Origin of the sequence: Pseudomonas sp. UBA5706 (assembly GCF_002419965.1) — a bacterium.
Taxonomy (GTDB): Bacteria; Pseudomonadota; Gammaproteobacteria; order Pseudomonadales; family Pseudomonadaceae; genus Aquipseudomonas.
On the sequence record NZ_DIHC01000029.1, the window covers coordinates 30,688 to 43,914 of the forward strand.

Below are 13,227 nucleotides of genomic sequence, written 5' to 3' on the forward strand. Positions count from 1 at the left end.
TGGAAGCACCAGCTGACAGCGCGCATAGTCGAGTGTCACGCCGGATCGACCTCACTCTGATGCTCATTGCCCATCATGTGACCCAGCTTGCCCGCCTTGGTGGCCAGGTAAAGCTTATTGTGCGGGTTCTGGCCGGTATGCAACGGCACGCGCTCGGCAACGGCGATGCCCATGTCGGTCAAGGCTTTGACCTTGCGAGGATTGTTGGTCATCAGGCGCAGCGACTTCACGCCCAAGTGCTCCAGCATGGGCAGGCAGATCGCATATTCGCGTTGATCGGCGGCAAACCCCAGGCGTTCGTTGGCTTCAACGGTGTCCGCCCCGCCGTCCTGCAGCTCATACGCCCGGATCTTGTTCATCAAGCCAATGCCGCGCCCTTCCTGGCGCAGGTACAGCAGAACACCCCGGCCTTCGGACGCAATCGCTCGCAGGGCAGCTTCGAGCTGAGAACCGCAATCGCAACGCTGGCTGAACAGAGCGTCGCCGGTCAGGCATTCGGAATGCACGCGGCCCAGAACCGGGGCGCCATCGGCTACATCGCCAAGACTGAGAACGACGTGTTCACGACCCGTTTCCTGCTCCAGGAAGCCGTTCATGGTGAAAGTGGCAAAAGTGGTAGGCAGCTTGGAAGCCGCGACAAATACGACGGGCACCGTGTGCTCCTGATCAGTATGAGGGCTGAAAATGCGAAAGGTGACATTGTAACAGCAGGCTCCGGCAGACGCTTAGGCTGAATTGTCGGGCATTGAGATCAGCACGTTCGATCATTGCCTCATTCCTGTCTTGACAGGAATGTCGATGAGATCAAACGGGTAAGGTTGCTTCCAGCGGGCGAAGATAGGCCGCAGCTTGCCGGAACGCACCAGTTGCGCCATGCGTCGGTCAAACAGAATGCGCAGAGAGCGGCCCCTCGCAGTATTGGCAAAGCTTAGGTACAACGGAATCGCCGCAAGATATGTCGTGCGAAAACGCTCCGGCTCCTTGGTTTGCTGGAGTATGAAGCTGATTTCCGGTTTTGCATCGATGTAGAGGTCTGCACGGCTGTGGTCGAGCATATTCAGGATAGGCTCACGCCGAGCGACTTCATTGAAGTGCACGATATCGGGCAGGTAATGCTCAAACTCATACCCTCGAACCCAAGCCAGGCGATAGCTGCCCAAGGTATGCAAGGTGGGAGTGGGCTCGGAGGCCAGGCTCAGCGCGTAGATTTCATCGACATCGTAATGCCATTGCGGATACAGCGTGCCTTCGACTTCATTCTTGTAGGCACCCACCCAGGCGTCAGCTTCGCCACGTTGCACCAGGCCGACGGCTCGGGTGTATGGCTCGACGCGCGCCTGGACCTGCACTCCGGCAGGTTCGAACAGCTCGCGCATCAGGTCCCACCCCAAGCCGGTACCGTCGGCCTCGGTATAACCGTTCCACTGCTCGCTGACGAGCACGATATCGTCAGGCCTGTCAGGCTGGGAGTCGGCCCGCACCGGGATCACGGCCATCGCCAGTCCCATCGCCAGCCACGATAGGCCTGACAGCCATTTCATCCCCGCCCGACCCATGAGTCGTTTCCTATATGACGCCCCACACCCAGACCAGACCCTGCATCGCCAACCAGGCGAAAACCCCGGCCAGAACGTCGTCCAGCATGATGCCGACGCCGCCGTGCACGTGCTTGTCGATCCAGTGGATAGGCCAAGGCTTGAGGATGTCGAAGAAGCGGAACATCAGGAAACCCACCAGCAGCCAGACCCAGCCCTCGGGCACCAGCCATAGGGTGATCCACATGCCGACCATTTCGTCCCATACGATGCCTTCGTGATCGTGCACACGCAAATCGTCGGCCACCTTGCCACACAGCCAGAAGCCGAACAGCATGGTGACGCCCAGCATCAGCCAGTAACCCCAGTCAGGAAGCATCTGCCATAGCGGGATGAACGGCACGGCCACCATGGAGCCCCAGGTACCTGGCGCCTTGGGCAAGGTACCTGAACCAAAACCAAAGGCCAGAAAGTGCCAGGGGTTGGTCCACACCGATGGCGGAACGTTTTCCGCCGGGACTTGATTAGGATGATCTGTCACCGTGTCTCCCGAAAATGTTGATAACCCCGAGTCAACGGAGTGACGTCCTGCCCTCGATCGTCGATTAATCCCACGCCCTGCCCTTCGACCACCCGACCGATCACAAAAATCGGCCAGCCAGCGGCAACCAGGTCAGCCAGCAATGATGCCGGGAGCGTGAACGCGAGTCTGTAGTCGTCGCCGCCGCTGAGCGCGGCATTGAGCGCTTCGTCGGCGTTGAAAAATGCCAGCAGCGCGTCAGACATTGGTACCTTGTCACGCTCTACCAACAAGCGTACGCCGGAAGCCGACGCGATGTGTCCGCAATCGGCGAGCAGCCCGTCGGAGATGTCCAGCGCCGATGTCGCCTTGCCGCGCAACGCCTGCCCCAGGGCCAACTGAGGTTGCGGCGACCAGTAGCGCGCCAGCAACGCCTGTGTGGTAGACGCCTCGGTGCTGCGCTGGTTCAACACCAACGGCAGCGCGCCAGCGCCGTCACCCAAGGCGCCCCCGACACACAGCAGATCCCCCGGCCGGGCGCCGCTACGGGTCAGCGCCTGCCCCGTCGGGACCGTACCGAAAACCGTCACGGTCAGGCTCAAAGGGCCGCGCGTGGTGTCGCCGCCAATCAGGCGCATGGAGCAGCCTTGGGCCATCTGGTTCAAACCGCGGGCGAATGCCTGGAGCCAATCGGCGCAAACCTCCGGCAAGGTCAGGGCAAGGGTGAATGCGAGGGGACTTGCGCCCATGGCTGCCAGATCACTGGCAGAGACGCCGAGGGCACGCTGGCCCAGCAGGAAGGGATCACAGACCTCGGGGAAATGCACCCCGGCGACCAGTGTGTCGGTGGAGATTGCCAGCTGTTCGCCGGGGTTCATCGACAACAGGGCGCAGTCGTCGCCGATCCCCAATGCGACGCCCATGCCTGGCTGCGCACACGGCGCAGCGGCAAAGTAATTGCGGATCAGCTCGAACTCGCCCATGGCATCAACGCTGGAGGATCTGGAGGCCCAGACGCCTTAGCGCTTGTGAGCCTTGACTTCGACTTCGCGCAGACGCGGAGCCAGCTTGTCGAGCACGCCGTTGACGAACTTGTGACCGTCGGTGGAGCCGTAGACTTTCGCCAGCTCGATGCCTTCGTTGATCACCACACGGTACGGCACGTCAATGCGATCGATCAGTTCCCAGGTCGACAGCCGCAGTACGGCCAGTTCAACCGGGTCCAACGCTTCGATGGTGATGTCCAGGCAAGGTGTCAGCGCCGCGTCGATCTCGACCTTCTTGGCCGGGACCCCGTGCAGGATTTCACGGAAGTAGGCCGCATCGACATCACTGAAGTCGTTGTCGACCCGAAACTGCGCTTCGATTTCATTCAACGACTGCTTAGCCATGTACCACTGATAGAGCGCCTGCATGGCGAGCTTGCGGGCAGCGCGGCGTTTTTCACTCTTTGAGGGCTTGCCAGCGTCGGCCGGGCGAGGGTCGCGCGGGTTGAACTGATCGCTATCGTCGTTAATCACTTGGCCTCCAACTGCGCCAACAGGCTGACCATCTCGATGGCGGACAGGGCAGCTTCTGCTCCTTTGTTACCGGCCTTGGTGCCGGAACGCTCGATGGCTTGTTCGATGGAGTCAACGGTCAGCACGCCGAAGGCAACCGGCACACCGAACTCCATGGAGACCTGAGACAGGCCCTTGGTGCACTCGCCAGCCACGTATTCGAAGTGCGGGGTGCCGCCACGAATGACTGCGCCCAAAGCAATGATCGCGGCGAACTCGCTGCGTTGAGCGACCTTCTGCACGACCAGGGGGATTTCGAACGCGCCCGGCGCGCGGATGATGGTGATATCGCTTTCGCTCACGCCATGGCGAACCAGGGCATCAACGGCACCGCTCACCAGGCTTTCGACGACGAAGCTGTTGAAGCGGCCAACCACCAGGGCATAGCGACCTTGGGGGGCGATGAAGGTACCTTCGATGGTCTTCAGGGTCATTCGGCTGAGTCTCGTGTTCTCGTATTAAAGAGCATGCAAGCGCGCATCAGGCGCGCGCTTGCAGGGATTTTAGGCCACGAATCGGCGACCGCAGGGACAAAAACCGTGGAAGCATCGGTGCTTGCACGGTCTATCGACTGCCGGTCTTTATTCGGAGGGCACGTATTCTACAACTTCCAGATCGAAACCGGATATCGCGTTGAACTTCATTGGCGAACTCATCAGGCGCATTTTTCGTACGCCCAGGTCGCGAAGGATCTGCGAACCGGCACCGACGGTGCTGTAAGTGGTCGGCACCTTCACCGGCGCAGCACCTGCGGTTTCCCGGACATGGGCCAGGACGGCGTCGCCATCGAGGGGGTGACCGAGCAGCAGAACCACGCCACTGCCCGCCTCTGCCACCGCAGTCATGGCGGCGCGCAGGCTCCAGCGGCCCGGCTGTTTGACCAACAGCAGGTCGCGCAGCGGGTCCATGTTATGCACGCGAACCAAGGTTGGCTCTTCTGCGCAGATCTTGCCCAGGGTCAGGGCCAGGTGAACGTCGCCTTCGACCGAATCGCGGAAGGTCACCAGGTTGAACTGGCCTTGTTCGGTATCCAGCGGCTGCTCGGCAATCCGCTGAACGGTACGCTCGTGGATCATTCGGTAATGGATCAGGTCGGCAATGGTGCCAATCTTTATGTTGTGTTCAGCAGCAAACGCCTCGAGTTCTGCGCGACGGGACATGGTGCCGTCGTCGTTCATTACCTCACAGATCACACCCGTAGGCTCGAAGCCCGCCATGCGCGCCAGATCGCACGCCGCTTCGGTGTGGCCTGCGCGGGATAAGGTGCCGCCTGCCTGGGCCATCAGCGGGAAGATGTGGCCAGGGCTGACGATGTCATCGGCCTTGGCGTCCTTGCCAGCAGCGGCCTGCACGGTACGCGCGCGGTCGGCAGCGGAAATCCCGGTGGTCACGCCTTCAGCGGCTTCGATGGAAACAGTGAACTTGGTGCCGAAACCCGAGCCGTTGCGCGGCGCCATGAGTGGCAGTTTCAGGGTTTCGCAGCGCTCGCGGGTCATGGGCATGCAGATCAACCCACGGGCATAACGCGCCATGAAGTTGATGTGCTCGGCCCTGACGCACTCGGAGGCCATGATCAGATCGCCTTCATTTTCGCGATCTTCGTCATCCATGAGGATAACCATCTTGCCTTGGCGAATGTCTTCAACCAGTTCTTCGATGCTATTGAGCGCCACTCGGCACCCCCTTCGATTCAGGATTTGAGGTAGCCGTTGGCGGCCAGAAAGCTTTCGCTGATGTTGCCACCCTGTGCCGGAGTCGGATCGGCAGCCTTGTCACCGAGCAGCAGACGCTCCAGGTAACGCGCCAGCAGGTCCACTTCCAGATTGATCTTACGGCCCGGGCGATAGTCGCCCATGATGGTCTCGGCCAGCGTGTGCGGCACGATGGTCAGTTCAAACTCGGCGCCGTTGACGGCATTCACGGTCAGACTGGTGCCGTCGACCGTGATCGAGCCTTTATGCGAGATGTACCTGGCCAGCTCCCGAGGGGCGCGCATGCGGAACTGGATCGCACGCGCGTTTTCTTCACGGGACAGCACTTCGCCGACGCCGTCGACGTGACCGCTGACCAGATGCCCCCCCAGGCGAGTGGTCGGGGTCAGGGCCTTTTCCAGATTCACGCGGCTGCCGGTCTTCAGATCGACGAACGCGGTGACGTCCAGGGTTTCGCGGCTCACATCAGCCCAGAAACCGTCGCCAGGCAGTTCGACGGCGGTCAGACACACGCCGTTGACCGCAATGCTATCGCCGAGCTTGACGTCGGAAAGGTCAAGTTTGCCGGTCTCTACATAAACGCGGACGTCGCCACCTTTAGGGGTCAGGGCGCGGATGCTGCCAATGGATTCGATAATGCCGGTAAACATGGGTCCTCCGGGAGAACAAGGCCAGCGCTAAAAGCGAAAGCCGGAATTATACGCTCGGGTCGAGGGCAGGTACTGCAGTGACTCGCCAGTCACTGCCCACGGCGCGCATGTCGATGATTTTCAACGCCAGTGCCTCGCTCATCTGCGCCAGCGGCAACTCCAGCAACGGACGCGCGGATGAACCCATGAACTTGCCTGCCACGAATATCTGGAATTCATCGACCAGCGCCTGGCGGGTGAACGCACCGGCAAGCTTGGGGCCGGCTTCGACCAGAACATCGTTTACGCCGCGTGTTGCCAGCTCGGCCAACAGTTTGCGCAGGTCGACATGCCCGCCGCTGCTGGGCAGCGCTAGCAATTCGTGCCCCTGCGCCTGATAACGCTCGCGGGCGGACGCCGCCGCGCAGGTCGCAACCAATGCATTACCAGCCCTGAAAAATGGCGCATCCAGAGGCACACGCAGGCGACCATCGACCAGCACGCGCAACGGCGTACGCGTCACGGCCAGCGCGGTCAGTTCCGCGTCCAGGCCCAGTTCATCGGGGCGCACCGTCAGACGGGCATCATCAGCCAAAATGGTGTCGGCGCCAGTCAGCACCGCACTCGATTGCGCCCGCAAACGCTGGACCGCCGATCGCGCTTGGGGGCCGGTAATCCATTTGCTCTCGCCACTGGCCATCGCCGTGCGACCGTCGAGGCTCATCGCCAGCTTGACCCGCACATACGGCAGGCCATGTTCCATACGTTTGAGAAAACCCTTGTTGATCGCCCGCGCCTCGCTTTCCAGAACGCCGCTCTGCACGGCGATGCCGGCATTCATCAGTCGCAGCAGGCCACGCCCGGCGACATCGGGATTGGGGTCTTGCATCGCCGCGACCACGCGACCGACCCCGGCATTGACCAGCGCGTCGGCACATGGGGGGGTTCGCCCGTGATGACTGCAGGGCTCAAGCGTCACATACGCCGTGGCGCCTTTGGCTTTTTCGCCGGCCTGACGCAGCGCATGGACTTCGGCATGAGGTTCGCCTGCGCGCACGTGCCAGCCCTCGCCCACCACTTCGCCCTCGCGCACGATCACGCAGCCGACCCGAGGGTTGGGGTGTGTGGAGTAGACACCCTTACGCGCCAGCTCTAGCGCCCGCGCCATATAAAAGGCGTCGAGCACATTTTGCTCTGTGGTGAACATGCTCACTCTTTAACCGGCTCGCGGGCCAGTCGGTCGATTTCTTCGCGAAATTCGTTGAGGTCCTGGAACCGGCGATACACCGAAGCAAAGCGGATGTACGCCACTTCGTCGAGTTTCTGCAGCTCGCCCATCACCAGCTCGCCGACGATCAAGGACTTGACCTCGCGCTCGCCGGTCGCTCGCAGCTTGCTCTTGATGTGCGCCAGCGCCGCTTCCAGCCTTTCAACGCTGACCGGACGTTTCTCCAGCGCGCGTTGCATACCGGCGCGCAGCTTTTCTTCATCGAACGGCTGACGGCTGCCGTCCTGCTTGATCAGCCGGGGCAGAACCAGTTCGGCGGTTTCGAAGGTGGTAAACCGCTCGCCGCAGGCAACGCATTCACGACGGCGGCGAACTTGATCGCCTTCGGCGACAAGGCGCGAGTCAATGACTTTGGTGTCGTTGGCACCGCAAAAGGGACAGTGCATGGTGGCAGGCAACAAAAAAAGGGAGGGCCATGGTAGCGCATCCCGCCCGCAAGACAAGTCTCGGGCTTTGAGGTATATAGACGCGCACCCGGTGCAGCCAAATCCGTCGCCCTCGGCGATACTGCGTCATCCCACCCGTCTTCCTGATTTGCTGGAGCTGTTCATGTCGCTACGTTCGCTTGCTGTCATCAGCCTGCTCGGTTTGCTCGCCGCCTGTAGCTCCACAGAGCCGCCCAAATCTGCAGCCCCTGCCAAGCCTGCGCCCAACGCGATCAAGCTGCCCGAGGGCCCCGGTCCACTGCTGCCCTACCAGCGGCAGATAAGCGGTCAGCTGCTTGGCATCCCGGCGGGGGCTGAAGTCGAATTGGCGCTGCTGGTCATTGATGATCGCAATCGTCCGCAGAAGCTGCTGAGCAGCACCAAGCTCACGGGCAATAATCAATCGTTGCCGTTCCAGTTGCGCTTCAACCCCGAGGCCTTCCCCATAGGCGCCAGGGTAGAGTTGCGCGGACGTGCCAGTCAGTCCGGACAGTTGATTCTGCATCTGCCATCGGTACTGATCTCCAAACCTGAAACCCAATCGCTGGGCCAACTGCAACTTTTCAAGATGCCATGACACCACCGCCTCAGCTGCAAGCCGCGTTGAGCGAGCTATTGGGCGATGCTCGTCTGGTCGCCGAGCCGCTGCCGGGTACTGATCTGAAGCTGTGGTTAATCGACGCGCTGAACATGGATCGCGCGTTCAACGCGCAAGAAACCCGCCGCATTTTGCACGAGCCCCCCTACTGGAGTTTCTGCTGGGCCAGTGGGCTGGCACTGGCGCGGTTTTTTGCCGCGCAGCCGCAGTGGGTCCAAGGCAAGCGCGTGCTGGACTTTGGCGCTGGATCGGGTGTGGCGGGCATTGCGGCAATGAAGGCCGGCGCGCTGGAGGTCGTGGCGTGCGACCTTGATCCGCTGGCGATTGAGTCCTGTAAGGCGAATGCACAGCTCAACGGGGTGACGCTCGGCTATTGTGCGGATTTCTTTGCCGAGGCAGACCGCTTCGATCTGATTTTGGTGGCAGACGTGCTCTATGACCGCGCCAACCTGCCGTTGCTCGATCAGTTTTTGACTCGCGGCAAGGCGGCACTGGTGGCCGATTCGCGGGTGCGGGATTTTCAGCATCCTGCTTATCAGCGATTGGGCATTGTTGAAGCACTGACCCTGCCGGATCTGGCCGAGCCGTGGGAGTTTCGGCGAGTGAGCCTTTATCACGCAGTGCGATGATCACGACAGGCACTGCTTCTGACCGCAGGCGGTGGAACTCCGCTTTGCTCTCAGGGCCTGCGGCCAGAATCAGAAGCAACCATGCGCATCATCCATTTGCGTGCAGATCTCGCGCCCCGCTTCCGACAATGCCCCCGGCCCTTTATAGTTGCCGCCAATGAGTCTTTTTTCGAGAGTTGCGATGAGCCAGGACACGCCGTACATCTTCGATGCGACCACTGCCACGTTCGATCAGTTGGTCATCGAGAATTCGTTTCACAAACCCGTGCTGGTAGATTTCTGGGCCGAGTGGTGCGCGCCGTGCAAGGTGCTGATGCCACTGCTGCAGCAGATAGCCGAGAGTTATCAGGGCGAGTTGCTGTTGGCCAAGGTCGATTGTGACGCCGAGCAGGACATCGTCGGGCGCTTCGGCATTCGCAGCCTGCCAACCGTGGTGCTGTTCAAGGACGGCCAGCCCGTCGATGGTTTCGCCGGGGCGCAACCGGAGTCCGAAATCCGCAAACTGCTTGAGCCGCATGTGAAGCTGCCGCCTCCGGCTGCGGCCGATCCCTTGCAAACGGCCCAGGCGATGTTTGCCGAGAGCCACTTCGCCGAAGCGCAAGCTGTTCTGCAGACCATTCTGAGCGAGGACAACACCAACGCAGCGGCACTGATTCTGTATGCGCGTTGCCTGGCAGAGCGTGGTGAATTGACTGAAGCCCGCAGCGTGCTGGATGCGGTTAAAGGCGATGATCATAAAGCGGCGCTGGCAGGCGCCAAAGCCCAGTTGACCTTCCTTGCAGAGGCGGCTGCGCTACCGGATGTCGCCGACCTCAAGGCCCGTCTGGCGCAAAACCCGCAGGACGACGAAGCGGCCCATCAACTGGCGATTCAGCAACTGTCCCGTCAGCAATACGACGCTGCGCTGGAGGGCCTGCTCAAACTGTTCATCCGCAACCGCAGCTACAACGAAGGTCAGCCGCACAAAACGCTGCTGCAGGTGTTCGACCTGCTGGGCAACGATCACCCGCTGGTGACGACCTATCGCCGCAAGCTGTTCGCGGCATTGTACTGACGTCGCGACTCAGCAGACTGCCCCTCCTCCCTCTGTGGGAGCGAGTCCATTCGCGAAAAATCGCGCAGCCGATACAATGCGTCGTCTGGAATGCATCGCGAATGAATTGGCTCCCATAGGAGAGTGTGTTCTGTCCTGAAAACAATCATTCCACCCAGTGATACTCAGGCGCATCGCCTTGGCTTTCGACTCTGACGTTGGCGCTGTGACGCATGCGCACCATCAGGCGCTTGCCTGCCGCTGTACTCCCCGCCAGCCCTTCCAGCTGTCCGAGCAGATCAGGGCCGCTCATGTGCCCGGCCTTGCGCAGCAGCTCCTGAGCGATGTCCCAGACGGCATCGTTGCGAGTGGCCAACGGTTTGACCGGCGCGGTACTGTGCGGATTGCTGTCTTGCATTGGGGTCCCGAATTGCGCGCCCAGCTTTGCCCAATCGCTGTCGTCCATCTCCACAGTCAGATCCACCGGCAGGTCGCCAACGGTTCCACGGATTCGCAGCATGATGTGTTTCCTCTGATTGGCGATGTGGCATGGTCCCACAGCACGCGACCCACAAACAAAAAAGTTAAGAAACCGCGTAACGTACTGTTATAAGATCACATAACAATTTTAGACCCTTTCCTGGAGCCCTTCCTCATGCGCCGTTTGCTACTCGCCCTGCCTCTCGCGCTGCTTCCTTTTGCCATCGCCTGCGCCGCAGATGCGCATGACCACGATCATGGGCACGGCAGCCTGGGCGCGCATGTGCATGGTGCAGCGCGTCTGGACATGGCGCTGGAAGGCCGCACGCTGGAGCTGGAGCTGGACACCCCGGCCATGAACGTCGTCGGCTTCGAACACCCCGCCACCTCCGACGCAGACAAGGCGACGCTGGCCCTCGCGCGGGAAAGCCTGCTCAAACCCCACGGCCTGTTCAGCATTCCTGAAGCGGCCGAGTGCACGGTGATCAAGCAGACGCTGGAAGGCCCGCTGTTCGGCGACAAGGCCGAAGGTCATGGCCATGTTGACGGCGATGCCGACGCGCATGAACACAGCGATATCAAAGGTCATTATCAGTTGACCTGTGCCGTGCCGGCCGTACTGAACAAGCTGGACCTGACCCAACTGTTCAAAAGCTTCCCTGCTTTCCAGACCATTGAGGTACAGCTGGTGACACAGAAACGCCAACTGGGCGCCGAGCTGCGGCCGAGCAACCCTTTAGTCAAGTTCTAAGCACCACCTCTGCACGCACGACCGGACTTTTCCGGTCGTTCACTTTTTAGAAATGACTCAGGCCATGACTCAAGCACTCATCGAGCTGTCCGACCTCGGCTTCACCTGGCCGGGCCACGCGCCGTTATTGGACATTCCGGCATTTCGCCTCGAGCCTGGCGAAACCTTGTTCCTCAAGGGCCCGAGTGGCAGCGGCAAAACCACGCTGCTGGGCTTGCTTGGCGGTGTGCAAAAGCCCGATCGTGGCAGCATCCGTCTGCTCGGTCAGGAGCTGGCACAGCTCTCTGCCGGTGCCCGCGACCGCTTTCGCGTCGATCACACCGGCTACATCTTTCAGCAATTCAATCTGCTGCCGTTCCTCTGCGTGCGGGAAAACGTAGAACTGCCCTGCCACTTTTCGAAGCTGCGTGCTCAACGGGCGACGCAGCGTCACGGCAGCGTCAACCAAGCCGCTGCTACCTTGCTCGCGCACCTGGGTTTGAAAGATGCGACATTGCTCGACCGCCGCGCCGATGCGCTTTCCATCGGCCAGCAACAGCGCGTCGCCGCCGCTCGCGCACTGATCGGTCAACCTGAGCTGGTGATCGCCGACGAACCGACCTCGGCGCTGGATGCCGACGCCCGGGAAGCCTTCATTCAGCTCTTGTTTGCCGAATGTCGCGAGGCCGGCTCCAGCCTGTTGTTCGTCAGCCATGATCAGAGCCTGGCGCCGTGGTTCGACCGCAACCTGTCACTGGCCGAACTCAATCGCGCCGCCGTCGCCACCGAGGCTTGACATGTATCTTCTTCGCCTGGCACTGGCCAGTCTCGCTAACCGCCGCTTTACCGCCTTTCTCACGGCCTTCGCCATCGCGCTGTCTGTCTGCCTGCTACTGGCCGTGGAGCGGGTACGTACCGAAGCCCGCGCCAGCTTTGCCAGCACCATCAGTGGCACTGACCTGATCGTCGGCGCCCGCTCCGGCTCGGTCAATCTGCTGCTGTACTCGGTGTTTCGCATCGGCAATGCCACCAACAATATCCGCTGGGACAGTTTCGAACACTTCGCCAGCAGCAAGCAGGTGAAGTGGGCGATTCCGATTTCCCTAGGCGACAGCCATCGCGGCTATCGGGTGATGGGCACCAGCGAAGCCTATTTCGAGCACTATCAGTACGGGCGCCAGCAGCATCTGGAGCTGGCCGATGGGCGCCCGTTCGCTAGCGATCCTTTCGAAGTGGTACTCGGTGCCGAAGTCGCCGACGCCCTGCATTACAAGCTCGGCGACAAGCTGGTGCTGGCCCATGGCGTGGCCGTGGTGAGCCTGGTCAAGCACGACGACAAGCCATTTACCGTAGTGGGTATTCTCAAGCGCACGGGCACTCCGGTAGACCGCACGCTGCATATCAGCCTCGGCGGCATGGAAGCGATTCATATCGACTGGCACAACGGCGTGCCGGCCTGGGGCGACGGACGTATCAGCGCCGATCAGGCGCGCAACATGGACCTGACGCCTACCGCCATCACGGCCTTCATGCTCGGGTTGAATAGCAAGATTTCCACGTTCGCCTTGCAGCGCGAAATCAACGAGTTCCGCGGCGAGCCGATGCTGGCAATCCTTCCGGGAGTGGCCTTGCAGGAGCTGTGGAGCCTGATGGGCACGGCGGAAAACGCGCTGTTGGTGATTTCGCTGTTCGTGGTACTGACAGGGTTGATCGGCATGCTCACCGCGATTCTCACCAGCCTCAACGAACGGCGTCGGGAAATGGCCATTCTGCGTTCGGTCGGCGCACGGCCCTGGCATGTTGCGAGCCTGCTGATCCTTGAAGCATTTGCCCTGGCGCTTGCGGGTACGGTCAGCGGTCTGGCGCTGCTGTACATCGGCATCGCTGCCGCGCAGGGTTACGTGCAGGCCAATTACGGTCTGTACCTGCCACTGTCACTGCCCAGCGCTTACGAATGGACGCTGCTCGGCGGCATTCTTTGCGCAGCGCTGCTGATGGGCGTCGTGCCTGCCTGGCGGGCCTATCGCCAGTCGCTGGCCGATGGTCTGTCGATTCGCTTATGAGGGCGTTGTGATGCGCAGGTTGTGGG

17 protein-coding genes are annotated in these 13,227 nt (G+C 61.3%); 6 read left to right on the forward strand and 11 right to left on the reverse strand.

Going from position 1 to position 13,227, the window contains the following annotated elements:
* Positions 1–35: 35 nt before the first annotated feature.
* The 10 genes from ribA to nrdR form a co-directional block, all read right to left on the reverse strand.
* The gene (ribA, locus tag B3I26_RS13425; RefSeq protein WP_296258277.1) at positions 36–653 is read right to left on the reverse strand and encodes a GTP cyclohydrolase II; all 618 of its coding nucleotides are present in this window, start codon (positions 651–653) and stop codon (positions 36–38) included.
* Positions 654–764: 111 nt separating this feature from the next.
* Positions 765–1,541 (reverse strand): ABC transporter substrate-binding protein, encoded by a 777-nt coding sequence (locus tag B3I26_RS13430; protein WP_409522070.1) that lies wholly within the window; start codon positions 1,539–1,541, stop codon positions 765–767.
* Positions 1,542–1,566: 25 nt separating this feature from the next.
* Complete coding sequence (locus tag B3I26_RS13435; RefSeq protein WP_296258278.1) at positions 1,567–2,076, reverse strand: phosphatidylglycerophosphatase A family protein; 510 nt, start codon at positions 2,074–2,076, stop codon at positions 1,567–1,569.
* The gene (thiL, locus tag B3I26_RS13440) at positions 2,073–3,038 is read right to left on the reverse strand and encodes a thiamine-phosphate kinase (protein ID WP_296258279.1); all 966 of its coding nucleotides are present in this window, start codon (positions 3,036–3,038) and stop codon (positions 2,073–2,075) included. The genes B3I26_RS13435 and thiL overlap by 4 nt, the downstream gene beginning before the upstream one ends.
* Before the next feature lie 36 nt (positions 3,039–3,074).
* The gene (nusB, locus tag B3I26_RS13445; RefSeq protein WP_296258281.1) at positions 3,075–3,575 is read right to left on the reverse strand and encodes a transcription antitermination factor NusB; all 501 of its coding nucleotides are present in this window, start codon (positions 3,573–3,575) and stop codon (positions 3,075–3,077) included.
* On the reverse strand, positions 3,572–4,048 hold the full coding sequence (ribE, locus tag B3I26_RS13450; RefSeq protein WP_037017809.1) for a 6,7-dimethyl-8-ribityllumazine synthase: 477 nt from the start codon (positions 4,046–4,048) through the stop codon (positions 3,572–3,574). Before ribE ends, nusB begins: the two co-directional genes overlap by 4 nt.
* Before the next feature lie 147 nt (positions 4,049–4,195).
* On the reverse strand, positions 4,196–5,287 hold the full coding sequence (ribBA, locus tag B3I26_RS13455) for a bifunctional 3,4-dihydroxy-2-butanone-4-phosphate synthase/GTP cyclohydrolase II (RefSeq protein ID WP_296258282.1): 1,092 nt from the start codon (positions 5,285–5,287) through the stop codon (positions 4,196–4,198).
* Positions 5,288–5,304: 17 nt separating this feature from the next.
* Positions 5,305–5,976 carry a riboflavin synthase gene (locus tag B3I26_RS13460; RefSeq protein ID WP_296258283.1) on the reverse strand — a complete coding sequence of 224 codons (672 nt, stop codon included), beginning with the start codon at positions 5,974–5,976 and terminating at the stop codon, positions 5,305–5,307.
* A gap of 46 nt (positions 5,977–6,022) precedes the next feature.
* Positions 6,023–7,162 (reverse strand): bifunctional diaminohydroxyphosphoribosylaminopyrimidine deaminase/5-amino-6-(5-phosphoribosylamino)uracil reductase RibD, encoded by a 1,140-nt coding sequence (gene ribD / locus B3I26_RS13465; RefSeq protein WP_296258284.1) that lies wholly within the window; start codon positions 7,160–7,162, stop codon positions 6,023–6,025.
* A 2-nt stretch (positions 7,163–7,164) separates the two neighbouring features.
* A complete protein-coding gene (nrdR, locus tag B3I26_RS13470; RefSeq protein WP_165869747.1) occupies positions 7,165–7,629 on the reverse strand; it encodes a transcriptional regulator NrdR in 465 nt (154 codons plus the stop codon).
* Positions 7,630–7,792: 163 nt separating this feature from the next.
* On the opposite strand from nrdR, the gene B3I26_RS13475 reads away from it, so the two are divergent.
* The 3 genes from B3I26_RS13475 to trxA all read left to right on the forward strand — a co-directional run bounded on the left by B3I26_RS13475 (position 7,793) and on the right by trxA (position 9,949).
* Positions 7,793–8,245, forward strand: coding sequence for a YbaY family lipoprotein (locus B3I26_RS13475; protein WP_296258286.1), 453 nt, complete (start codon positions 7,793–7,795; stop codon positions 8,243–8,245).
* Positions 8,242–8,895: a class I SAM-dependent methyltransferase gene (locus B3I26_RS13480; protein WP_296258287.1), complete on the forward strand. Its 654-nt coding sequence runs from the start codon at positions 8,242–8,244 to the stop codon at positions 8,893–8,895. The genes B3I26_RS13475 and B3I26_RS13480 overlap by 4 nt, the downstream gene beginning before the upstream one ends.
* A 181-nt stretch (positions 8,896–9,076) precedes the next feature.
* A complete protein-coding gene (trxA, locus tag B3I26_RS13485; RefSeq protein ID WP_296258288.1) occupies positions 9,077–9,949 on the forward strand; it encodes a thioredoxin in 873 nt (290 codons plus the stop codon).
* Positions 9,950–10,094: 145 nt separating this feature from the next.
* On the opposite strand, the gene B3I26_RS13490 is transcribed toward trxA, so the two are convergent.
* Entirely contained in the window at positions 10,095–10,448 is a 354-nt protein-coding gene (locus B3I26_RS13490) for a hypothetical protein (protein WP_296258289.1), read from the reverse strand.
* 135 nt (positions 10,449–10,583) lie between these two features.
* On the opposite strand from B3I26_RS13490, the gene B3I26_RS13495 reads away from it, so the two are divergent.
* The 3 genes from B3I26_RS13495 (at position 10,584) to B3I26_RS13505 (ending at position 13,201) form a co-directional block, all read left to right on the forward strand.
* On the forward strand, positions 10,584–11,159 hold the full coding sequence (locus tag B3I26_RS13495; RefSeq protein WP_296258290.1) for a DUF2796 domain-containing protein: 576 nt from the start codon (positions 10,584–10,586) through the stop codon (positions 11,157–11,159).
* Between the two features lie 64 nt (positions 11,160–11,223).
* Positions 11,224–11,934, forward strand: a complete 711-nt coding sequence (locus B3I26_RS13500) for an ABC transporter ATP-binding protein (protein ID WP_296258291.1) — start codon at positions 11,224–11,226, stop codon at positions 11,932–11,934.
* A 1-nt stretch (position 11,935) separates the two neighbouring features.
* On the forward strand, positions 11,936–13,201 hold the full coding sequence (locus B3I26_RS13505; RefSeq protein ID WP_296258292.1) for an ABC transporter permease: 1,266 nt from the start codon (positions 11,936–11,938) through the stop codon (positions 13,199–13,201).
* The last annotated feature ends 26 nt before the right edge of the window (positions 13,202–13,227 follow it).

Excerpts from the sequence above, each read along its gene's own strand:
- B3I26_RS13430 (WP_409522070.1), bottom strand. The coding sequence starts at position 1,541 with ATGAAATGGCTGTCAGGCCTATCGTGGCTGGCGATGGGACTGGCGATG.
- ribD (WP_296258284.1), bottom strand. The coding sequence starts at position 7,162 with ATGTTCACCACAGAGCAAAATGTGCTCGACGCCTTTTATATGGCGCGG.
- B3I26_RS13460 (WP_296258283.1), bottom strand. The coding sequence starts at position 5,976 with ATGTTTACCGGCATTATCGAATCCATTGGCAGCATCCGCGCCCTGACC.
- nrdR (WP_165869747.1), bottom strand. The coding sequence starts at position 7,629 with ATGCACTGTCCCTTTTGCGGTGCCAACGACACCAAAGTCATTGACTCG.
- trxA (WP_296258288.1), top strand. The coding sequence starts at position 9,077 with ATGAGCCAGGACACGCCGTACATCTTCGATGCGACCACTGCCACGTTC.
- thiL (WP_296258279.1), bottom strand. The coding sequence starts at position 3,038 with ATGGGCGAGTTCGAGCTGATCCGCAATTACTTTGCCGCTGCGCCGTGT.
- B3I26_RS13500 (WP_296258291.1), top strand. The coding sequence starts at position 11,224 with ATGACTCAAGCACTCATCGAGCTGTCCGACCTCGGCTTCACCTGGCCG.
- B3I26_RS13490 (WP_296258289.1), bottom strand. The coding sequence starts at position 10,448 with ATGCTGCGAATCCGTGGAACCGTTGGCGACCTGCCGGTGGATCTGACT.
- B3I26_RS13475 (WP_296258286.1), top strand. The coding sequence starts at position 7,793 with ATGTCGCTACGTTCGCTTGCTGTCATCAGCCTGCTCGGTTTGCTCGCC.
- B3I26_RS13480 (WP_296258287.1), top strand. The coding sequence starts at position 8,242 with ATGACACCACCGCCTCAGCTGCAAGCCGCGTTGAGCGAGCTATTGGGC.
- ribE (WP_037017809.1), bottom strand. The coding sequence starts at position 4,048 with ATGACCCTGAAGACCATCGAAGGTACCTTCATCGCCCCCCAAGGTCGC.
- B3I26_RS13505 (WP_296258292.1), top strand. The coding sequence starts at position 11,936 with ATGTATCTTCTTCGCCTGGCACTGGCCAGTCTCGCTAACCGCCGCTTT.
- B3I26_RS13495 (WP_296258290.1), top strand. The coding sequence starts at position 10,584 with ATGCGCCGTTTGCTACTCGCCCTGCCTCTCGCGCTGCTTCCTTTTGCC.